The following is a 19,824-nucleotide window of genomic DNA, read 5'->3' on the forward strand; positions in this document are numbered from 1 at the left end:
AGCCGCGGCATGGTTAATGCGGATTTAACCATGCCGTAAACAGGCGGTTTCAGGCCCAGGGACGAGCCTCTGACCGGCGGCTTTCAAAGGCGGCGATCTTGTCGGACTTTTCCATCGTCAGGCCGATGTCGTCGAGCCCTTCCAGGAGGCAATGCTTCTTGAACGGATCGATATTGAATGTCACGACGCCGCCGTCAGGGCCATGGATTTCCTGCGTTTCGAGATCGACGGACAGCGTGGCGTTGGCGCCGCGGTCGGCATCATCCATCAGCTTGTCCAGATCATCCTTCGAGACGACGATGGGCAAAATGCCGTTCTTGAAGCAGTTGTTATAGAAGATGTCGGCGAAGCTGGTCGAAATCACGCAGCGAATGCCGAAGTCGGCGAGCGCCCAGGGGGCGTGCTCGCGCGATGATCCGCATCCGAAATTGTCGCCGACCACAAGCACCTGCGCTTTGCGATAAGCGGGCTTGTTCAGCACGAAGTCCGGATTCTCGGTGCCGTCGTCGTTGAAGCGCATCTCGGCGAAAAGCCCCTGGCCCAGACCCGTCCGCTTGATCGTCTTCAGGTAATCCTTCGGAATGATCATGTCGGTGTCGATGTTGATGATGGGCAGCGGCGCAGCAACGCCGGTGAGCTTGTCGAATTTCTGCAAGGCACCTGTCTCCACTTCTATCTGCCATGCTCTAGCAAAGCTTGCGGCGAAAAAGAAGGGGCCATGGTGCGCGCCCCGCTGTCCGGGATGGCGCGCTGATCACATGTCGATGATGGTGCCGCGCCCGTCATTCCATACGCGCGGCTGCGCCTTGGCGCGCGCAGCAACGGGCGCCGGCTTCGGTCCGGAGAGCTTCACGGCGACAGCGGTGCCGAGAGCGGCGACCAGCGTCACGCCGACAATGGCGATGCCAAACGCGGCGAACAGCGCGAGCGCCACGACACCGATCGTCAAACCTCCGACGACGCGAATGGCATTCGTGAATGCGTTCATTGTCTCATACCCCTTGTTGCCAACCTGATCTGGGGAGTCGAAAATGGCGCTTCAATGGCGAAACGCTCGTTATCGAACGTGGCGTTTCGAAACGCAGGGCAGCGATGTCCTTGCGAAGCCATGGCCCAGCGGGCAAAAGGGCTGGATGTCGACCAATTCGAAATTCACTCAGCCGGCGCACCCGATGCGGCCCTCGCGGCCTCGCCGCTCCGTGCTCTACGTGCCCGCCACCAATGCCCGCGCGATGACGAAGACCGCCTCGCTCGACTGTGATGCCGTCGTCTTCGATCTTGAGGATTCCGTTGCGCCCGACGCCAAAGGCAAGGCCCGTGAAGCCCTTCGCGCCTTTTTGGCCGAGCGGCCCTTCGACGGCAAAGAGATCGTCGTTCGCATCAACGGGCTCGACAGCGAATGGGGAACGGAGGATCTGCTGGCCGCACGCGGCGCCGGCGTCGATACCATCCTCCTGCCGAAAGTCGAGGAGCCGGAGGACATCCAGACGGCGGCTTCCGCGCTGAACCAGAGCGACGCTCCCGACACGATGCGGCTCTGGGCGATGATCGAGACGCCGAAGGCGATCATGAATGCCGGACACATCGCGCTAAGCGCCCGAACCGTCGGCGCACGGCTGGACTGCTTCATCATAGGGCCCAACGACATTGCCAAGGAAACCGGCGTGCCTCATCTCGAGGGCCGGCCCTATCTGGTACCCTGGCTCATGCAGGTAGTGCTTGCGGCAAAGGCATTCGGACTCGATATCCTGGATGGTGTGTACAATGATTTTCGTGATCTGGAAGGCTTCGAGCGCGAATGCGGCCAGGGTCGGGACATGGGTTTTGACGGCAAGACGCTGATCCACCCCGGCCAGATCGGCGCAGCAAATCGCCTTTTCGGTATCGACCGTCAGGCGCTGGCAGAAGCCGAACGGATTATCGCCGCGTTCGATGCGCCGGAGAGCGCCGGCCTTGGGGTCATCCAGATCGACGGGAAAATGGTCGAGCGCCTGCATCGCGACCAGGCCGAGAAACTGGTGGCCAAGGCCAAGGCTCTGGCCGCGCGATCGCAGGTGTCAGAAACGGGAGACGAGAAATGAGACTGTACCGCTTCCTGACAGGCAGCGACGACTCTGCCTTCTGCCACAAGGTCACCCTGGCACTGAACAAGGGTTGGCTGCTTCATGGCGGTCCGACCTATGCCTTCAACCCGGAGACACGGCAGATGCAATGTGGCCAGGCTGTCTACAAGGAGGTCGAAGGCAAGGAATACAGCCCCGAGATGAAACTCGGCGACGCGTGAAGCGGCCTATTCGGCTGCCTCCTCGATCTGCTCCATATCGTCGTCGCTGAGCCCGAAATGATGGCCGATCTCATGAATGAGGACGTGGGTGATGATATCGCCCAGCGTTTCCTCATGTTCGGCCCAGTAGTCCAGGATCGCGCGGCGATAGAGGGTTATGCGGTTCGGAAAGTCGCCGGTTTCCAGTGCGAAGCGTTCGCCGATCCCGCGCCCTTCGAAAAGGCCGAGCAGGTCGAACGGCGTCTCCAGCGCCATATCCTCGAAAATCTCTTCGCTCGGAAAATCATCGAGCTTGATGATGACCTCCCCCGTAAGGCTGCGAAACGCATCCGGCAGCCGCGCATAGGCCTCGCGCGCCAGCGATTCGAACTCGACGAGTGATGGCGAATAGGCTCTGCCCCAATCGTTTGTCTGATCCATTCGGGCCATGCGCCCCCCTTTCTCGCCGCCATATAGGCGATGTCGCGTCAAAGCGCGAGAGGCTTCGTCGGCAGCCAGTCGATGATGGGGCAGTATACATCTTGTCTTCATGCTTTGCCCCGCCGCCTCGATGGGGTAGTCAGGGCGCCGAAGAGAAATCGCAAGGAGACCGCGCATGACCGCTCAAACCCCGCCCTTCCGCGCCGACCACGTCGGCTCGCTTCTGCGGCCCGAAAGCGTCAGGAAGGCCCGCAAGGCGCACTATCAGGAAAAAACGATGACGGCTGCCGAGTTGAAGTCTGTCGAAGACGCAGCCATCCGCGACCTGGTCGCAATGCAGGAATCGGTCGGCCTCAAGTCCGTCACGGACGGTGAGACGCGTCGCTCGTTCTGGCACTACGATTTCATGGGCGATCTAACGGGACTTGATCTCGAAGAGCGCGAGCAGGACGGCGTACAGTTTCACGGCGTGAAGCTGCGGCCGATTTTCCCGACGATCAACGGTAAGCTTGATTTCCCGGACGATCATCCGATGCTCGATCACTACAAATATCTCGCTTCAGTGACGAAGAGCGCCACGCCCAAGATCTCGATTCCCGGCCCCAGCGCTGTCCATTTCCGCGTCGGAAAGGATGATATCAACGTCAAGGAGTACAAGGACGAACCCGAAGCGCTTTTCACCGATCTCTCCAGGACCTACGCCAAGGCCGTGAAGGCTTTTTATGCGGCCGGCTGCCGGTATCTGCAGATGGACGACATCTTCTTCGCCTATCTCTGCGACCCGAAAATTCGCGAGCAGAAGAAGGCCGAGGGCACCGACCCGGACTGGCTGATCAACCGCTACGCCGACATGATGCATGACGCCATCGCCGACCGGCCAGACGACATGGTCATCGGCATGCATATGTGCCGGGGCAACTTCAAGTCGACCTGGGTGGCCGAGGGCGCCTACGACCCGGCCGCCGATGCGATCTTCAACAAGACCGGCATCGACATCTACTTCATGGAGTATGACACCGACCGCGCTGGCGGACTTGAGCCCCTGCGGCTGCTGCCCAAGGGCAACAAGCGCGTTCATCCTGGTTTCATCACGACGAAGACGGGCGAACTCGAAGCGCTGGATGACCTCAAGCGCAAGTTCGACGAGGCGTCGAAATATGCCGATATCGACCAGTTGGGCATCGCGCCGCAATGCGGGTTCGCCTCGACCGAGGAAGGCAACGACATCACACCGGACGACCAGAAGCGCAAGCTCGAGCTCGTCGTGAAGACGGCAGAAGCCATCTGGGGCACCGCCTGATTGACCAGCCCCATTGCTATGAAAGGCCGCGTCCGCGAGAAAGCCAGCGGACGCGGCTTGCTTTTTACCCGCCAACGATCATAACGTTGAGCACCCCGATGGGAGAAACCGGCTCTGCCGGTGCCGAAGGAGCAACCGCCCCGGAAACTCTCAGGCAAAAGGACCATCGGACCGGTCATGCACTCTGGAGAGAGGCGCATTCGCTGCGCCCGCCGAAGGGATAACAATCTCAGGCGAAAAGGACAGAGGGGGCGTCGCGCGGCGAAGGAGTGGATTCTTCGCCTGGATTCGACGCCGGACCTGTGCCGCATGGCATGCCGGCGACAAGCCGGAGGCGTTATGGCCGATTCCACCGACCTGAAGACGACACCGCTTCATGCCATGCACAGCGCCGCCGGCGCCCGAATGGTACCCTTCGCCGGATACGACATGCCGGTGCAGTATGCGCCCGGGGTGCTCAAGGAACATCTGCACACGCGCGCAAAAGCCGGGCTGTTCGACGTGTCCCACATGGGGCAGGTCGAATTGCGTCCCAAGGACGGCATGGTCGAGACCGCGGCGCGCGCGCTCGAGACGCTTGTACCCGTCGACATTCTCGGCCTGAAGCCGGGCCGGCAGCGGTATGCTCTCTTTACCAATGAGGAGGGCGGGGTCATGGACGACCTGATGGTCGCCAACCGTGGTGATCATCTCTTTCTGGTCGTCAACGCGGCCTGCAAGGCGGCGGACATCGATCATTTGAAACGGCACCTTGGAGAAAGCTGCGACATTGTCGTGCGCGACGACCGCGCACTCCTCGCCCTTCAAGGACCCGAGGCGGCCCGCATCATGGCCGGGCTTGCACCCGAGACGGCCGAGATGCGGTTCATGGACGTTCGCGACATCGAGATCGCCGGAGCCGGTTGCGTCGTGTCCCGTTCGGGCTACACGGGAGAAGACGGCTTCGAGATATCTGTCCCCGGCGACAAGGCGGGTGACCTTGCTTCCGCACTGCTGGAAGACGGCGATACCGAATGGATCGGCCTTGGCGCCCGCGATTCCCTGCGGCTCGAAGCCGGGCTATGCCTTTACGGCAACGACCTTGATGCTGAGACGACGCCCGTCGAATCGAACGTCGCCTGGGCCATCCAGAAGGTGCGGCGCCGCGGCGGTGCGCGCGAGGGCGGTTTTCCGGGCGCCGGCCGCATTCTTTCTCAGTTGAGCGACGGCGCATCGAGGCGCCGCGTCGGTCTGAAACCTCGGGGCCGCGCACCGGTGCGTGCGGGCGCCTGGCTCTTTGCCGACGAGAAAAGCAGCGACGCGATCGGCAAGGTCACGTCAGGTGGATTCGGGCCGAGCGTCGACGGGCCGGTCGCCATGGGCCTCGTCCCCACCGAACAGTGCGGCGAAGACACGATCCTTTTTGCGGAAGTCAGAGGCAAGCGGCTGCCGGTTGCGGTTTGTGCCCTACCTTTCGTCAAGCAGACATACAAACGTTGAAAACAGGGGAGCCGTTATGCTGAAATTCACCGAAGACCACGAATGGCTGAATATCGAGGGCGATACCGCGACGATCGGCATCACCACCCATGCGGCCGAGCAGCTTGGCGATCTCGTCTTTGTCGAATTGCCCGAGGTCGGCGCAAGCTTCGAGAAGGGTGGAGAAGCAGCAACCGTCGAATCGGTCAAGGCGGCGTCGGAAGTCTATGCGCCTCTGGGCGGCGACGTGGTCGAAGTGAACGAGAAGATCGTTGATGACCCCTCGCTCGTGAACTCCGACCCGATGGGCAGCGGCTGGATGTTCAAACTCAAGCTCTCTGACGCGTCGGCCGCCGATGGCCTGCTCGACAAGGACGCGTACGACAAGCTCATCGGATAACGCCATGGCCTTCGAATTCACCGACTACCAGCCCTACGATTTCGCCAACCGCCGCCACATCGGTCCATCGCCAGAAGAGATGGCCGATATGCTCGACGTTGTCGGCGCCGAAAGCCTCGATGCACTGATTGACGAGACCGTGCCGGCATCGATCCGCCAGAAGTGTCCATTGGACTGGGGCCCAGCCATGACAGAGCGCCAGGCGCTCGACCGGCTGCGCGAAACCGCCGATATGAACCGGAATCTGGTTTCGCTCCTCGGGCAGGGGTACCACGGCACCATCACGCCCCCCGTTATTCAACGCAACATCCTGGAAAATCCGGCCTGGTATACTGCTTACACGCCCTACCAGCCGGAGATTTCGCAAGGCCGGCTCGAAGCGCTGCTGAATTTTCAGACGATGGTCTGCGACCTGACGGGTCTCGATGTCGCCAACGCCTCGCTGCTCGATGAGGCAACGGCCGGCGCCGAGGCCATGGCGATGGCGCAACGCATCTCGAAGTCGAAGAAGACGTCCTTCTTTGTCGATGCCCAATGCCATCCGCAGACCATTGCCGTCATCAGGACACGTGCCGAGCCGCTCGGTTGGGATGTCGTGGTTGGCGATCCATTCACTGATCTTGAGCCGGCTAATGTCTTTGGCGCCGTCTTGCAGTATCCCGGCACTGATGGAGACGTCCGGGACTTCACGCCGGTCATCAAGGCGTTGCATGGCGAAAGCGCGATCGCAATCATGGCGGCAGACCCGCTCGCGCTCGCGCTTCTCAAGACGCCAGGCGAAATGGGCGCCGACATCGCATACGGCTCGACGCAGCGCTTCGGCGTCCCGATGGGGTATGGTGGACCGCATGCTGCCTACATGGCCGTCAAGGACCAGTACAAGCGCGCCATCCCTGGCCGTCTCGTCGGCGTCTCCGTCGACGCGCGCGGCAACCGCGCCTATCGACTGGCGCTGCAAACGCGCGAACAGCACATTCGCCGCGAGAAGGCGACCTCGAACATCTGCACCGCCCAGGTTCTTCTCGCCGTCATGGCGTCCATGTACGGCGTTTTCCACGGCCCGAGGGGCATCAGAGCCATCGCCCAACAGGTTCACCAGAGCACCGTCCGGCTGGCCGCTGGTCTGGAGCGGATCGGCTACGAGATCGAGACCACCACCTATTTCGACACGATCACGGTCAAGGTCGGCGCGATCCAGGGCGCCATCGTAAAATCCGCGCTCGACGGCGGGGTCAATCTGCGCCGCGTCGGACAGGACCGGATCGCAATCACGCTCGACGAGCGCACCCGGCCATGGGTGATCGAGACCGTATGGCGCGCCTTTGGCGGCGAATTCAGCTTCGACGAATTCGAATCCGGCTATCGGTTGGACGACGTCCATCTGCGCAGATCGGATTACATGACGCATCCGATCTTCCATATGAACCGCGCGGAAAGCGAGATGACCCGCTACATCCGCCGCCTCGCCGATCGGGACCTGGCGCTCGACCGCGCGATGATCCCGCTTGGTTCGTGCACCATGAAGCTGAATGCGACGGCCGAAATGCTTCCGATCACCTGGCCCGAATTCTCCGAGCTCCACCCCTTCGCGCCGGCCGATCAGGCCAAGGGCTATCGTCTTCTGATCGACGACCTGTCGGACAAGCTCTGTCAGATCACCGGCTATGATGCCATCTCCATGCAGCCGAACTCGGGGGCGCAGGGGGAGTATGCCGGGCTCCTGACGATCCGGGCCTATCACGCGGCAAACGACGAAGGGCACCGCGATGTCTGTCTGATCCCGACCTCGGCGCACGGCACCAATCCGGCGTCGGCGCAGATGGTCGGCATGAAGGTGGTCGTGGTCGGCGCGGCCGAGAACGGCGACATCGACGTGGCTGACTTCCGCGCCAAGGCCGAGGCCCACGCGGGCAATCTTGCCGCCTGCATGATCACCTATCCTTCGACCCACGGCGTCTTCGAAGAAACCGTGCGCGAGATCTGCGAGATCACGCATCAGCATGGTGGTCAGGTTTATCTCGACGGTGCCAATCTCAATGCGCTGGTCGGACTGGCCCGCCCGGGCGATATCGGCGCCGATGTCAGCCACCTCAACCTGCACAAGACGTTCTGCATTCCCCATGGCGGCGGCGGCCCGGGAATGGGCCCGATCGGCGTCAAATCGCACCTGACGCCTTTCCTTCCCGGCCATCCAGCCTCGGGCGGAGATCAGGGACCCGTGTCGGCGGCGCCGTTCGGTTCCCCATCGATCCTGCCGATCTCCTGGAGCTATTGCCTGATGATGGGCGGCGCCGGACTGACGCAGGCCACCAAGGTTGCGATCCTCAATGCCAACTACATCGCCAAGCGACTCGAAGGCGCTTTCGGCGTGCTCTACAAATCGCCATCGGGACGCGTCGCCCACGAATGCATCATCGACACCCGGCCCCTGCAGCAGAAAGCTGGCGTGACGGTCGACGATGTGGCCAAACGGCTGATCGACAGCGGCTTTCACGCACCGACCATGAGCTGGCCGGTCGCCGGCACCTTGATGGTTGAGCCGACCGAATCGGAGACCAAGGCGGAGATCGATCGCTTCTGCGACGCCATGCTGTCGATCGCCAGCGAAGCGAAGGCAATCGAGGATGGCAAGCTCGATCGGGAAAACAATCCCCTGAAGAACGCGCCTCACACGGTGGAAGATCTCGTCGGCGAATGGAACCGTCCCTACAGCCGTGAGGAAGCGTGCTTCCCGCCAGGCTCGTTCCGCGTCGGCAAGTACTGGTCTCCGGTCAATCGCGTCGACAACGTCTATGGCGACCGCAACCTGATGTGCTCCTGCCCGCCGGTCGAGGACTATCTCGAAGTGGCCGAATAGGGGCCAATGCCGCAGACGGCGCGGCACCATCGTGTCGCGCCGATAAACATATGGTTCTCTTAGGAAAATTGGAGCGGGCGATGGGATTCGAACCCACGACCCCAACCTTGGCAAGGTTGTGCTCTACCCCTGAGCTACACCCGCTTCCGACTTGGTTCGGGGCAAAAATGAACCATGTCGTGAGGACGCTGCGGCGTCCGACGGGCGCTGTATGGCGCAAGAATTGGCGAATTGCAACAGGGAAATCGCAGGAAGGCGACGGATTCTGCCTTTCGTCAGGCTTGGCCGTGCCAGCGCTCGATTGCGTCGGCGGCTCATGGGACTTATGAACGGCGGAACGAACGGATCGAGGCCCCTCCGGATGCACCAGACGATCGACGACCGCGCAGAATCGTTGTTCCAGCGGCTTGACGCGCTTGGCATAGCGCACAGGACCGTCCGACACGAATCCGTTTACACCGTCGAGGAAGCCCAGAGCATTCGCGATGACGTTGCCGGCGCGCATACCAAGAACCTTTTCGTCAAGGACAAGAAGGACAACTACTTTCTGCTCGTCCTCGAAGAGACCGCGCAGGTCGATCTCAAGACCATTCATGGCGTGATTGGTGCGCGAAGCAGGGTGTCGTTCGCCAATGCCGAGCGCCTGATGGAATATCTCGGCGTCGAGCCCGGCTCGGTGACGTCTCTGGCGGCGATCAACGATACCGATCTCAAGGTGACCGTCATTCTCGACGAGGCGTTGATGGACAATGAGATCATCAACGCCCATCCATTGAAAAACGATGCTACGACATCGCTCAGCCGCGATGATCTCGTGCGCTTTCTTCGCGACTGCGGCCACGAGCCGCTGATCTTGAAACTTTCGGCGTGAATGACGATTTCTCGTCCGCACCCGCCAGTCAATTTCTTGGAGCCACAACCATGATGAGCGACAATCCATATGCCGGCCACGGAATGGGTGGTGAGCAACTGACGGGCAGCGTCAATTTCTCCGGCGCCGCCGCGCCGGCGAATGCGCCCGCCGGCGATGCCGAACTCATCAAGGACACGACGACCGCGAAGTTCATGGCCGACGTCGTCCAGGAATCGCGCAACCAGCCCGTTCTGGTCGACTTCTGGGCACCGTGGTGCGGCCCATGCAAACAGCTCACTCCCGTTCTCGAAAAGGCGGTTCGCGCGGCGGGCGGCCGGGTCAAGCTGGTCAAGCTCAACATCGACGAGCATCCCGCAATCCCTGGCCAGATGGGCGTTCAGTCTATTCCCGCCGTCTTCGCCTTCGCTGATGGCCAGCCTGTCGACGGGTTCATGGGCGCGCTGCCGGAAAGCCAGATCAACGCCTTCATCGACAAGATCGCCGGACCGGCAGGGAAGGATGAGAAGGCACAGATCGACGCCGTCATTGATCAGGCGCGGGAGCGGCTGGCCGCTGGCGACGTGGCAGGCGCAGCGCAACTGTTCCAGGCCGTCGTTCAGCACGACGCGGAAAATCTTCCTGCCAAGGCCGGTTTGGCCGAGTGCCTGATCGCATCTGGCCGCGACGATGAAGCAAAGGCGCTGCTCGACGGTCTCGATGAAAAAGCCAGGGCGCATCCGGATATCGCCAGGATCCTGGCTGCGCAAGCGCTTGAGGCAGAGGCGGCCGATCTCGGCGATCCCGAAGCATTGCGCGCACGGATCGAAGCCGACCCGTCCGATTTCGACGCCCGCATGGAGCTTGCCAAGATCCTGAACGTTAGGGGCCGCCGCGACGAAGCGGCCGAGCAGTTGCTCGCCATCATGAAGGCCGATCGCTCCTGGCAGGACGACGGTGGGCGACGGGAGCTATTGACGTTCTTCGAAGCCTGGGGACCTGCCGATCCTGCGACGCTCTCAGCTCGCCGCAAGCTGTCGTCGATCCTGTTCGCCTGAAATAATGCGCCGGCTGTCGCCGCTTTCGCGGGATATCCCTTGAGATTGAGCCGTCGCGCCCCACATTTTCCGTGAGGAATTTCACGCGGTGGAGGCCATGCAGGCGGGAAACGCGCACTACAGGACAGCACGAGACTTGCCGGACGTCGTGGCGATGTTCCCTTTGACGGGAGCGCTGCTGCTGCCGGGCGGGCAGATGCCGCTCAACATCTTCGAACCGCGCTATCTGGCGCTGTTCGACGATGCATTGGCATCCAATCGACTGATCGGGATCGTGCAGCCCAATTTCGACCGCTGCAAGGAACAGCGCGACAAGGACAATCCGAAAGTCTGCGAAGTCGGCTGCCTCGGACGCCTGACCTCGTTTTCCGAGACAGGCGACGGCCGATATATCGTCTCGCTCACCGGGGTTTGCCGCACGCGCCTCTTGGACGAGACAGCCCAGCGGCATGGCTACCGCAGTTTCCGGATCGCACCTTTTCTTTCCGACCTTTCTCCGGACGAAACGGCCGATCAGGTGGATCGCAAGGCGCTCCTGTCGAGCTTCAAGGCATACCTCGACGCCAACCAGTTGGAAGCCGATTGGCCGAGCGTCGAGAGGGCGAGCAATGCCACTCTGGTCAATTCCATGTCGATGATGTCGCCCTATGGCCCCGCCGAAAAGCAAGCGCTTCTCGAGGCTCCCGACCTCAAGAGCCGTGCCGAAACGCTCATCGCCATCACCCAGATCGCCCTTGCCCGCTCAACGGACGATTATGACGGTACCGTTCTGCAATGACCGCGACCGGTGAGATCGACACCAAGCTGCTGGAACTGCTGGTCTGCCCGCTCACGAAGGGGCGCCTTTCCTACGACGGCGAGCGCAACGAACTCGTTTCGGAGGCGGCGAAACTGGCCTATCCGATCCGTGAAGGCATTCCCATCATGCTGGTCTCCGAAGCGCGGCAGATCGAGGCCTGAAGGCTTTCAAGTCTGCCAGAGCGATCTCTTCGTGCTAAATCGCCTCGCCTCGCAGAAGCCGCGGCGCGTCGCCCGACGCTTCACCCGCAGCCTGGCGAATGAAGAACGACTTGAGGGCCGGCATCCGGTCCACCAATCCAAGCCCGAAGTCACGCAGCGCACGCACCGGCGTAACATCGTTGGAAAACAGCCGGTTGAGCACGTCCGTCGTCACGCCCATTTGAAAAGTGTCAAAACGGCGCCATTGCTGATAGCGCTCGAGCGTCGCGAGGGAACCGATATCGAGCCCCAGCCTGTCGGCCTCGACCACCGTTTCAGCGAGAGCCGCGACATCCTTGAATCCGAGGTTGAGACCCTGCCCTGCGATGGGATGGATTCCATGCGCCGCGTCACCGGCGAGCGCCATGCGCGAGGCGACGAATGCGCGAGCGAGCGTCAGGCCGAGCGGAAAGGCGCGGCGCCCCCCTGCAAGCTTGAGAGCGCCCAGCTTGTGACCGAACCGGCGCTCCAGTTCTGCCTCGAATATGAAATCGTCTTCGCGGATAAGACGATCCGCGTCGGCTGTGCGCTCCGTCCACACCAGGGACGAGCGGTTGCCCTTGAGTGGCAGGATGGCGAAGGGACCGGCGGGCAAGAAATGCTCTTCCGCCCGTCCATTGTGGGGCCGCTCGTGTTCCACCGTGGTGACAATGCCCGATTGGCCGTAGTCCCATTTGACGGTCCGGATGCCGGCGATCGCTCTCAGCCCTGAGTGAATGCCGTCCGCCGCCACCACGAGGCGCGCCATCAGCCGGCTGCCGTCCGAAAGCCGGACGTCCCGCACAGCCCTGTCCCGGTCTTCGCGCGCGTCGGTGATCTTCAACCCTTGCCTGATGTCGATGCCGAGCGACTTGGCCCGCTCACGAAGGCTTCGCACCAAGGACCTGTTGGGGACCATATGAGCAAAAGGCTGACCTGCGCCGATCTCTCCGTCAAAAGTCAGGAAAACCGGACGAACCGGGTCACCGGTCCGCGAATCGGTCACGATCATGTCGCGGATCGGCTCCGCGTCCGACACCATCCCATCCCAGGCGCCGAGTTTGTCCAGCATGCGGCTGGCGGCGGCTGCGATCGCCGAGGCGCGCTCGTCGCGCTGCCAGGCGTCCTGGGGCGCCGCATCGACGACGACGATCGAAAGGTGCGGCGCCGCATCCTTGATCGCTACCGCGGTCGCGATCCCGACATAGCCGCCACCGCCAACGACGATGTCGAACCCCTCATCGATCCGGCCTTCGCTCATTCGTTGCATCTCCCTCGTGCCCGCCTCGCTCGTCGGGGCGTTGCAATCTCGTGCCCTCGCATATAGTTCGTTCGATCGCCCGTTCCCACCGCGACAGGAGCATTTCGTTTGTCACGCGCCATGGAAGAACTCCTGTCGATCCTCGACCTGGAGCGATTGGAACACAATCTGTATCGCGGTCGCAGCCCGCAGGTCGGCTGGCAACGCGTCTTCGGGGGTCAGGTAATCGGGCAGGCTCTGGTCGCGGCCCAGAGAACCGTCGATGACGGTCGCTACGTCCATTCCCTGCACGCATATTTCATGCGCCCGGGCGATCCGTCGGTGCCGATCATCTATGATGTTGACCGGATCAGGGATGGTTCCAGTTTCGCCACACGGCGCGTGGTCGCCATCCAGCACGGCAAGGCGATCTTTTCGCTGTCGGCGTCCTTCCAGCGCGACGAGGACGGCTTCGACCATCAGTTCGAGATGCCGGTTGTCACCCACCCCGACCAGCTGATGAGCGAACAGGACCTGAAGGAACAGTTCCTGAAGAACGCTCCAGAGAACATCCGACGCTATTGGGAGCGCGAACGGGCGATCGAAATCCGTCCCGTATCGTTGGTCCACTATGTATCGCGTGAGAAACTCCCGCCGAAGCAGGATGTCTGGGTTCGAGCGAACGGGGCCGTTCCAAACGAACGGCACCTTCAGGCCGCAGTGCTTGCCTATCTGTCCGATATGACGCTGCTCGATACGTCTCTTTTCGCACACGGACATTCTGTTTTCGACAAACACCTTCAGGTCGCAAGTCTCGATCATGCCATGTGGTTTCACCGGCCCACCGAGCTGGCGGACTGGTTGCTCTATACCCAGGACAGCCCCAATGCATCGGGCGCCCGTGGCCTCACGCGCGGCAGTCTCTATACGCCCGACGGCACGCTGATCGCCTCCGTCGCCCAGGAAGGTCTGATCCGCGATCGTCGATAGCATATTTTCTATGCTTTTCGGCTTTTTTGCCTATTTTTTGATCATTGATGCACCATTAATAAGTTGCTGACTCCCGATCAGCGATTATTTTTTGCATATTTTCAAAGCCTTACGCAGCCAAAAACCAACTGGCACGCGCCTTGAATCCTTCAAAACCGAGTCACGCTGTGGGGGCAACTGCAGCCGCTGGCCGGATGGATGGCGACGGACTCGTCGCCGAACCGTGAAGGATTGGAAAACGCATGAAAATTGTGATGGCCATCATCAAGCCGTTCAAGCTCGAGGAGGTGCGCGAAGCCCTCACGGCTGTCGGCATCCAGGGCCTGACCGTCACCGAGGTCAAAGGTTACGGTCGGCAGAAGGGGCACACGGAGATCTATCGCGGCACAGAGTATGCCGTGAGCTTCCTGCCGAAACTCAAGATCGAAATCGCAGTCGCCGCCGATCTCGTCGACCGCGCGGTGGAAGCGATCGCCGCGTCTGCCAAGACGGGTCAGATCGGCGACGGGAAGATCTTTGTCTACGCCATCGAGCAAGCCGTGCGGATTCGCACCGGCGAGACCGACACGGAAGCGTTGTAAGGGCCAAGGGGAGCATCAGAACAATGGAATTCAAACCGAAACACATCGCCGGCCTTGCCGCCTGCACGTTGCTGGCAGCCACGCTGCCCGCGTTCGCTCAGGAAGCGGCGGAACCTGCGGCCGAAGCCGCGACGACGGCGCCCGTCGGGGAACATGTCGTCTTCATCTTCAATTCGCTTCTCTTCCTGATTGGCGGGTTTCTCGTCTTCTGGATGGCCGCCGGCTTCGCCATGCTCGAGGCAGGTCTCGTGCGTTCGAAGAACGTATCCATGCAGCTGACCAAGAACGTGGCGCTCTTCTCGATCGCCGCCATCATGTACTATCTCATCGGCTACAATCTCATGTATCCGCTGGGCAGCTGGACCATCGGTGCGGACGAAACGGGCGGCTATCTCGGCGCCTTCGGCGTTGCCGTTCTGGAAGCGGTCGGCGTCGCCCCGGAGGCTGCTGACGATCTCAGCTACGCCTCGACCGGTTCGGACTTCTTCTTTCAGCTGATGTTCTGCGCAACGACCGCTTCGATCGTCTCCGGCACGCTCGCCGAGCGCATCAAGCTGTGGCCCTTCCTGATATTCACCGTCGTGCTGACCGCCATTCTCTATCCGATCCAGGCGTCCTGGAAGTGGGGTGGCGGCTTCCTCGACACGCAGTTCGGGTTCCTCGACTTCGCCGGCTCGACGGTTGTCCACTCCGTTGGCGGCTGGGCGGCCCTCACCGGGGCGCTGATCCTCGGCGCACGCAAGGGCAAATACGATCCATCCGGCGCCGTCATGCCGATGCCGGGCTCAAACATGCCGCTTGCAACGCTGGGCACGTTCATCCTCTGGCTCGGCTGGTTCGGCTTCAACGGCGCATCGCAGCTGGCAATGGGCTCGGTAGGCGACGTCGCGGACGTATCGCGCATCTTCGCCAACACCAACATGGGCGCGGCCGGCGGCGCTGTCGCCGCTCTGGCCCTGACCCAGATCCTCTACAAGAAGGTCGATATAACGATGGTTCTCAACGGCGCGCTCGCCGGTCTGGTCTCCATCACGGCAGAGCCGCTGACACCCACTCTCGGCGCAGCAACGCTCATCGGTGCCGTCGGCGGCGTGATCGTCGTGTTCGCGGTCCCGTTCCTCGACAAGCTCAAGATCGACGATGTGGTCGGCGCAATCCCGGTACACCTCTTTGCGGGGATCTGGGGTACGATCGCCGTCCTCTTCACCAACAGCGATGCGACGCTGACCGGTCAGCTTTCGGCTATCGTGATCGTCGGCATCTTCATGGTCGTCACATCGGCTGTCGTCTGGTTCATCCTCAACGCCGTCCTCGGCCTGCGTTGCAGCGAGGAAGAAGAGATGCTGGGCCTCGACAAGGCAGAGATCGGGGTCGAAGCCTATCCTGAATTCGTCAGGGGCTGATCTGCTTGCGGGCCGCGCGCGGCCCGGCACACCACGGAAAAATCCCGTCGGAGCGCCTCGCGCTCCACAACTTAGGGCCCGATCGGATCGGGCCCCTTTTTTGTGCGCCGATGCGGCTTGCGTGCCGGGCTGCATGGCTTTAGCAAAACCCCGACAAGATCGTGGAGAGGACCCCTGATGGCAAACCGAACGCTTTTCCTGCTTCCCGGCGACGGGATCGGACCAGAGGCCATGGCCGAGGTACGCAAACTGGTGGCGTATATGAACGACGACCTCGATGCCGGTTTCGCGACCGACGAGGGCCTGGTCGGCGGCGCCGCCTACGATGCGCACGGCGCATCCATCTCGGATGCCGACATGGAGAAGGCGATGGCGGCGGATGCCGTCCTGTTCGGGGCTGTCGGCGGACCGAAATGGGATGCCGTACCGTATGAGGCGCGCCCGGAAGCCGGCCTGCTCCGCCTGCGCAAGGACATGCAGCTGTTTGCGAACCTGCGTCCGGCGATCTGCTACCCGGCGCTTGCTGCCTCCTCCTCGCTGAAGCCCGAAGTGGTGGAAGGGCTCGACATCCTGATCGTGCGCGAGTTGACCGGCGGCGTCTATTTCGGTGAGCCGAAGGAGATCATCGACCTCGGAAACGGCCAGAAGCGCGGCATCGACACGCAGGTCTACGATACCTATGAGATCGAGCGCATCGCCGGCGTGGCCTTTGAGCTGGCCCGCACACGCGGCAACAAGGTCTGCTCGATGGAAAAGCGCAACGTCATGAAATCCGGCGTGCTGTGGAACGAAGTCGTGACAGCCACTCACAAGGCCCATTACGCCGATGTGGAGCTGAGCCACATGCTGGCCGATGCCGGCGGCATGCAACTGGTTCGCTGGCCCAAGCAGTTCGACGTCATCGTCACCGACAATCTGTTCGGCGACATGCTCTCGGATGTCGCTGCCATGCTGACCGGGTCCCTCGGAATGCTGCCGTCCGCCTCGCTCGGAGCGCCTGACGCCAAGACCGGCAAGCGCAAGGCGCTCTACGAACCGGTACATGGCTCGGCACCGGACATCGCCGGTCAGGGCAAGGCCAATCCGATCGCGATGATCGCCTCGTTCGCCATGTGCCTGCGCTATTCCTTCGACATGAGCGCGGAAGCCGACCGCCTCGAAAAGGCGATCGCCAACACCCTCGATCGCGGGCTGCGCACGGCCGACATCGCCGACAAGGGTGCAGCCACGGTCTCGACCGCGGAGATGGGCGATGCGGTATTGGCAGAGTTCAAAACGCTGTCGGCCTGAGGGCTGGCCCTGCGCCAACCATCTGCTAGGGTCCGGCTGATCCGACACGGAGCCGGACCCCTCGCCGCTCCGTTCCCACGCTAAACGGCAGCGGCACTCCATGAAACCAGCAAGCCTCTCGATCGGGGAAGCACGCCGCCTCTGGCTGAAGGCGCAGCGCCTCGACCGTGAGACCCCGTTTGGAAGTGGCCCGGCCGCCGTCAGGGCGGCGATCGAACATCTCGGTTACGTGCAGATCGATACGATCAATGTCATCGAGCGTTGCCACCATCACATCCTCTTCAATCGCATACCGGCCTATCGGCGCGACGATCTGGACATCGCCCAGTCCGTCGAAAAGACCGTCTTCGAATATTGGACCCACGCCCTGTCCTATATTCCGGCGCGCGATATCCGCTTCTTCCTGCCGGCCATGAAGGCCCATCGGGTCGAGAAGAATCGATGGTTCGCCAATGTCTCGCAGGCCGATTTGCGCAAGGCGGTCGGCCGTGTGAGGCGCGAAGGCGCGCTGACGATCCGGGATGTCGATGAAAAGCTGATTGAGAAGGACCATCCCTGGGCCAGCCGCAAGCCGACGAAACAGGCGCTGCAGATGGGCTTTTACAATGGTGAGCTGACGATCAGTGGCCGCACCGGCATGGTCAAGACCTACGAGATCATGGCCCGCCATTTTGGCTGGGAGCGGCCGCCACGTCCGGCCACCGAGCGACAGGTCAACGACTACGTGCTCGACCGCGCGCTACGCGCCCAGGGCATCGTCAGCCTCGATTCCATCTGTCACCTCGATGCGAAGCGAAAGCCCGCGGTGGCTGAACACATCGCGCGCCGCGTGAAGGCGCGCAAGCTCGTGCCCATTGCCGTCCAAGGGCTTGAGAAAACCCGCTTCTGGGCCGAGCCGTCGACGCTGGAGGAAACGGCCGAACTGGCGCATATGACGCATGTTCTGTCGCCGTTCGATCCGCTCATCATCCAACGCAAGCGCACCGCCGCGCTTTTCCAATACGATCATCTTTTCGAAGCCTATGTGCCCAAGGCAAAACGCAAGCTCGGCTACTTCGCCCTGCCCGTGCTGGTCGGGGAGCACATCGTGGCGGCGATTGACATGAAGGCCGACCGTCAGGCGGGAACGCTGCTCATCCAGAACTGGACCTGGACCGAGCACGCCGACAGGTCCCTCCACCAGCCGGAAGTCGAAAACGCCCTTGACCGGTTCGAGCGTTTCCAGTTCGATCGCAGGTGATCCGCCTTCACACTGGGCCGCACATTCATCACTCGTGCGCGACCAAGGTCATATTTGACTTCGCTAACAAGCAGTGTAGAACCACGGACCATATCTGGAGCGACCCGATGCCGACGATCAATACCTGCATTGCGGTCAACACCGAGCGAACCTTTTCACTGATAAAAGCGTTTCGCCTCACTCCGGCGTCGAAAACGGCGACATTCATCCACTGAGCTTTCCGGCCCGTCCGCCTCTCCCCGGTCAGGTCGGCTGCGAGGCCCGACGGGCTTCTGGGACGGGAGAGAGGAGATGGACAGGTTATGAGTTTCAAGATTGCGATCGCCGGCGCGACCGGCAATGTCGGCCGAGAAATGCTCGACATCCTCGCTGAGCGCGGTTTCCCGGCCAGCGAGGTCGTTCCTCTTGCGTCAAGCCGCTCGGTCGGCACGGAAGTTTCGTTCGGCGACAAAACGCTGAAGGTCAAGAACCTCGAAAACTACGACTTCTCCGACACCGACATCTGCCTCATGTCGGCAGGTGGCTCGGTGTCGCAGAAATTCTCGCCGAAGATCGGCGCGCAGGGATGTGTCGTCATCGACAACTCGTCGGCCTGGCGCTACGACCCCGACGTGCCGCTGATTGTGCCTGAGGTCAATCCTGACGCGATCGAAGGCTTCAGCAAGAAGAACATCATCGCCAATCCGAACTGCTCGACGGCACAGCTCGTCGTCGCCCTCAAGCCGCTGCACGAGGCCGCGGGCATCAAGCGCATCGTCGTGTCGACCTATCAATCGGTCTCAGGCGCCGGCAAGGACGGCATGGACGAGCTTTTCAACCAGTCCCGGGCCGTGTTCGTCGCCGATCCCGTTGAAAGCAAGAAGTTCACCAAGCGCATCGCCTTCAACGTCATTCCGCATATCGACTCCTTCATGGATGATGGTTCGACCAAGGAGGAATGGAAGGTTCTGGCCGAGACGAAGAAGATGCTTGATCCGAAGATCAAGGTCACCTGCACCGCGGTGCGGGTGCCGGTCTTCATCGGCCATGCCGAAGCGGTGAACATCGAGTTCGAACGTGAGATTACCGCTGATCAGGCGCGCGATATTCTTCGCGAAGCGCCCGGTTGCCAGGTGATCGACAAGCGCGAGGACGGCGGCTACATCACGCCCTATGAGAGCGCCGGCGAGGATGCGACCTACATTTCACGCATCCGCGAGGATTCAACGCTCGAGCATGGTCTGAACATCTGGGTCGTCTCGGACAATCTGCGCAAGGGCGCCGCCCTCAATACGATCCAGATCGCCGAACTGCTCGTCAGCCGGGGATTGATCAAGGCAAAGCAGCAGGCGGCCTGACACCGCCTTTTTGGAGTCGAGGCTTGAAGGGCCGCCGACCGTTCTCGGTCGGTGGCCTTTTTGTGTGCGCCACGTCTGGATCACCGTTAAGCATCGCGCATCTTTTGCAACGATGGCGCGCACAGCTTTGTTGTGACT

20 protein-coding genes, 1 tRNA gene and 1 riboswitch are annotated in these 19,824 nt (G+C 61.8%); of the genes, 16 read left to right on the forward strand and 5 right to left on the reverse strand.

The window, feature by feature from the left end; translation table 11 throughout:
- Nucleotides 1–49: 49 nt before the first annotated feature.
- Together leuD and CN673_RS14045 are read right to left on the reverse strand one after the other, a co-directional pair.
- The gene (gene leuD, locus CN673_RS14040) at nt 50–655 is read right to left on the reverse strand and encodes a 3-isopropylmalate dehydratase small subunit (protein WP_099867183.1); all 606 of its coding nucleotides are present in this window, start codon (nt 653–655) and stop codon (nt 50–52) included.
- A gap of 99 nt (nt 656–754) precedes the next feature.
- Nucleotides 755–988: a hypothetical protein gene (locus CN673_RS14045; protein WP_099867005.1), complete on the reverse strand. Its 234-nt coding sequence runs from the start codon at nt 986–988 to the stop codon at nt 755–757.
- A gap of 145 nt (nt 989–1,133) precedes the next feature.
- On the opposite strand from CN673_RS14045, the gene CN673_RS14050 reads away from it, so the two are divergent.
- Nucleotides 1,134–2,081 (forward strand): HpcH/HpaI aldolase/citrate lyase family protein, encoded by a 948-nt coding sequence (locus CN673_RS14050; protein ID WP_370853047.1) that lies wholly within the window; start codon nt 1,134–1,136, stop codon nt 2,079–2,081.
- The gene (locus CN673_RS14055) at nt 2,078–2,284 is read left to right on the forward strand and encodes a DUF1737 domain-containing protein (RefSeq protein ID WP_099867006.1); all 207 of its coding nucleotides are present in this window, start codon (nt 2,078–2,080) and stop codon (nt 2,282–2,284) included. The genes CN673_RS14050 and CN673_RS14055 overlap by 4 nt, the downstream gene beginning before the upstream one ends.
- 6 nt (nt 2,285–2,290) lie before the next feature.
- On the opposite strand, the gene CN673_RS14060 is transcribed toward CN673_RS14055, so the two are convergent.
- Nucleotides 2,291–2,713 carry a metallopeptidase family protein gene (locus tag CN673_RS14060; protein WP_099867007.1) on the reverse strand — a complete coding sequence of 141 codons (423 nt, stop codon included), beginning with the start codon at nt 2,711–2,713 and terminating at the stop codon, nt 2,291–2,293.
- Nucleotides 2,714–2,879: 166 nt separating this feature from the next.
- Between CN673_RS14060 and CN673_RS14065 the strand changes: the two genes are divergently transcribed.
- From CN673_RS14065 to gcvP, 4 genes are all read left to right on the forward strand, one after another.
- The gene (locus CN673_RS14065; protein ID WP_099867008.1) at nt 2,880–4,004 is read left to right on the forward strand and encodes a 5-methyltetrahydropteroyltriglutamate--homocysteine S-methyltransferase; all 1,125 of its coding nucleotides are present in this window, start codon (nt 2,880–2,882) and stop codon (nt 4,002–4,004) included.
- Between the two features lie 89 nt (nt 4,005–4,093).
- Nucleotides 4,094–4,180: riboswitch (glycine riboswitch) on the forward strand.
- Between the two features lie 163 nt (nt 4,181–4,343).
- Entirely contained in the window at nt 4,344–5,483 is a 1,140-nt protein-coding gene (gcvT, locus tag CN673_RS14070; RefSeq protein WP_099867009.1) for a glycine cleavage system aminomethyltransferase GcvT, read from the forward strand.
- Between the two features lie 16 nt (nt 5,484–5,499).
- Nucleotides 5,500–5,862, forward strand: coding sequence for a glycine cleavage system protein GcvH (gcvH, locus tag CN673_RS14075; protein ID WP_099867010.1), 363 nt, complete (start codon nt 5,500–5,502; stop codon nt 5,860–5,862).
- A 4-nt stretch (nt 5,863–5,866) separates the two neighbouring features.
- The gene (gene gcvP, locus CN673_RS14080) at nt 5,867–8,719 is read left to right on the forward strand and encodes an aminomethyl-transferring glycine dehydrogenase (protein ID WP_099867011.1); all 2,853 of its coding nucleotides are present in this window, start codon (nt 5,867–5,869) and stop codon (nt 8,717–8,719) included.
- A 69-nt stretch (nt 8,720–8,788) separates the two neighbouring features.
- Here the strand turns inward: gcvP and CN673_RS14085 are convergent.
- A tRNA-Gly gene (locus tag CN673_RS14085) sits at nt 8,789–8,863 on the reverse strand.
- Between the two features lie 217 nt (nt 8,864–9,080).
- Here CN673_RS14085 and CN673_RS14090 point away from each other — a divergent pair.
- From CN673_RS14090 to CN673_RS14105, 4 genes are all read left to right on the forward strand, one after another.
- Complete coding sequence (locus CN673_RS14090) at nt 9,081–9,590, forward strand: prolyl-tRNA synthetase associated domain-containing protein (protein WP_099867012.1); 510 nt, start codon at nt 9,081–9,083, stop codon at nt 9,588–9,590.
- A 53-nt stretch (nt 9,591–9,643) separates the two neighbouring features.
- Entirely contained in the window at nt 9,644–10,627 is a 984-nt protein-coding gene (gene trxA, locus CN673_RS14095; protein WP_099867185.1) for a thioredoxin, read from the forward strand.
- 97 nt (nt 10,628–10,724) lie between these two features.
- Entirely contained in the window at nt 10,725–11,405 is a 681-nt protein-coding gene (locus tag CN673_RS14100) for an LON peptidase substrate-binding domain-containing protein (protein WP_099867013.1), read from the forward strand.
- Nucleotides 11,402–11,587: a Trm112 family protein gene (locus tag CN673_RS14105; RefSeq protein WP_099867014.1), complete on the forward strand. Its 186-nt coding sequence runs from the start codon at nt 11,402–11,404 to the stop codon at nt 11,585–11,587. The genes CN673_RS14100 and CN673_RS14105 overlap by 4 nt, the downstream gene beginning before the upstream one ends.
- 34 nt (nt 11,588–11,621) lie before the next feature.
- Here CN673_RS14105 and CN673_RS14110 read toward each other — a convergent pair whose 3' ends face one another.
- Nucleotides 11,622–12,866, reverse strand: coding sequence for a ubiquinone biosynthesis hydroxylase (locus tag CN673_RS14110; protein WP_099867015.1), 1,245 nt, complete (start codon nt 12,864–12,866; stop codon nt 11,622–11,624).
- Nucleotides 12,867–12,986: 120 nt separating this feature from the next.
- Here CN673_RS14110 and tesB point away from each other — a divergent pair, with 120 nt between their 5' ends.
- From tesB to CN673_RS14140, 6 genes are all read left to right on the forward strand, one after another.
- Nucleotides 12,987–13,835, forward strand: a complete 849-nt coding sequence (gene tesB / locus CN673_RS14115) for an acyl-CoA thioesterase II (RefSeq protein ID WP_099867016.1) — start codon at nt 12,987–12,989, stop codon at nt 13,833–13,835.
- A gap of 230 nt (nt 13,836–14,065) precedes the next feature.
- Nucleotides 14,066–14,416 (forward strand): P-II family nitrogen regulator, encoded by a 351-nt coding sequence (locus CN673_RS14120; RefSeq protein WP_280951189.1) that lies wholly within the window; start codon nt 14,066–14,068, stop codon nt 14,414–14,416.
- A 23-nt stretch (nt 14,417–14,439) separates the two neighbouring features.
- Complete coding sequence (locus CN673_RS14125) at nt 14,440–15,819, forward strand: ammonium transporter AmtB (protein WP_099867018.1); 1,380 nt, start codon at nt 14,440–14,442, stop codon at nt 15,817–15,819.
- A gap of 177 nt (nt 15,820–15,996) precedes the next feature.
- Nucleotides 15,997–17,109 (forward strand): 3-isopropylmalate dehydrogenase, encoded by a 1,113-nt coding sequence (leuB, locus tag CN673_RS14130; RefSeq protein WP_099867019.1) that lies wholly within the window; start codon nt 15,997–15,999, stop codon nt 17,107–17,109.
- Between the two features lie 100 nt (nt 17,110–17,209).
- A complete protein-coding gene (locus tag CN673_RS14135; RefSeq protein WP_099867020.1) occupies nt 17,210–18,349 on the forward strand; it encodes a winged helix-turn-helix domain-containing protein in 1,140 nt (379 codons plus the stop codon).
- 302 nt (nt 18,350–18,651) lie between these two features.
- Nucleotides 18,652–19,686: an aspartate-semialdehyde dehydrogenase gene (locus CN673_RS14140; RefSeq protein ID WP_099867021.1), complete on the forward strand. Its 1,035-nt coding sequence runs from the start codon at nt 18,652–18,654 to the stop codon at nt 19,684–19,686.
- Nucleotides 19,687–19,824: the final 138 nt, after the last annotated feature.

Source organism: Neopararhizobium haloflavum, from assembly GCF_002750855.1.
Taxonomy (GTDB): Bacteria; Pseudomonadota; Alphaproteobacteria; order Rhizobiales; family Rhizobiaceae; genus Georhizobium; species Georhizobium haloflavum.

Excerpts from the sequence above, each read along its gene's own strand:
- CN673_RS14045 (WP_099867005.1), bottom strand. The coding sequence starts at position 988 with ATGAACGCATTCACGAATGCCATTCGCGTCGTCGGAGGTTTGACGATC.
- CN673_RS14050 (WP_370853047.1), top strand. The coding sequence starts at position 1,134 with ATGTCGACCAATTCGAAATTCACTCAGCCGGCGCACCCGATGCGGCCC.
- CN673_RS14055 (WP_099867006.1), top strand. The coding sequence starts at position 2,078 with ATGAGACTGTACCGCTTCCTGACAGGCAGCGACGACTCTGCCTTCTGC.
- CN673_RS14060 (WP_099867007.1), bottom strand. The coding sequence starts at position 2,713 with ATGGCCCGAATGGATCAGACAAACGATTGGGGCAGAGCCTATTCGCCA.
- CN673_RS14065 (WP_099867008.1), top strand. The coding sequence starts at position 2,880 with ATGACCGCTCAAACCCCGCCCTTCCGCGCCGACCACGTCGGCTCGCTT.
- gcvT (WP_099867009.1), top strand. The coding sequence starts at position 4,344 with ATGGCCGATTCCACCGACCTGAAGACGACACCGCTTCATGCCATGCAC.
- gcvH (WP_099867010.1), top strand. The coding sequence starts at position 5,500 with ATGCTGAAATTCACCGAAGACCACGAATGGCTGAATATCGAGGGCGAT.
- gcvP (WP_099867011.1), top strand. The coding sequence starts at position 5,867 with ATGGCCTTCGAATTCACCGACTACCAGCCCTACGATTTCGCCAACCGC.
- CN673_RS14090 (WP_099867012.1), top strand. The coding sequence starts at position 9,081 with ATGCACCAGACGATCGACGACCGCGCAGAATCGTTGTTCCAGCGGCTT.
- trxA (WP_099867185.1), top strand. The coding sequence starts at position 9,644 with ATGAGCGACAATCCATATGCCGGCCACGGAATGGGTGGTGAGCAACTG.
- CN673_RS14100 (WP_099867013.1), top strand. The coding sequence starts at position 10,725 with ATGCAGGCGGGAAACGCGCACTACAGGACAGCACGAGACTTGCCGGAC.
- CN673_RS14105 (WP_099867014.1), top strand. The coding sequence starts at position 11,402 with ATGACCGCGACCGGTGAGATCGACACCAAGCTGCTGGAACTGCTGGTC.
- CN673_RS14110 (WP_099867015.1), bottom strand. The coding sequence starts at position 12,866 with ATGAGCGAAGGCCGGATCGATGAGGGGTTCGACATCGTCGTTGGCGGT.
- tesB (WP_099867016.1), top strand. The coding sequence starts at position 12,987 with ATGGAAGAACTCCTGTCGATCCTCGACCTGGAGCGATTGGAACACAAT.
- CN673_RS14125 (WP_099867018.1), top strand. The coding sequence starts at position 14,440 with ATGGAATTCAAACCGAAACACATCGCCGGCCTTGCCGCCTGCACGTTG.
- leuB (WP_099867019.1), top strand. The coding sequence starts at position 15,997 with ATGGCAAACCGAACGCTTTTCCTGCTTCCCGGCGACGGGATCGGACCA.
- CN673_RS14135 (WP_099867020.1), top strand. The coding sequence starts at position 17,210 with ATGAAACCAGCAAGCCTCTCGATCGGGGAAGCACGCCGCCTCTGGCTG.
- CN673_RS14140 (WP_099867021.1), top strand. The coding sequence starts at position 18,652 with ATGAGTTTCAAGATTGCGATCGCCGGCGCGACCGGCAATGTCGGCCGA.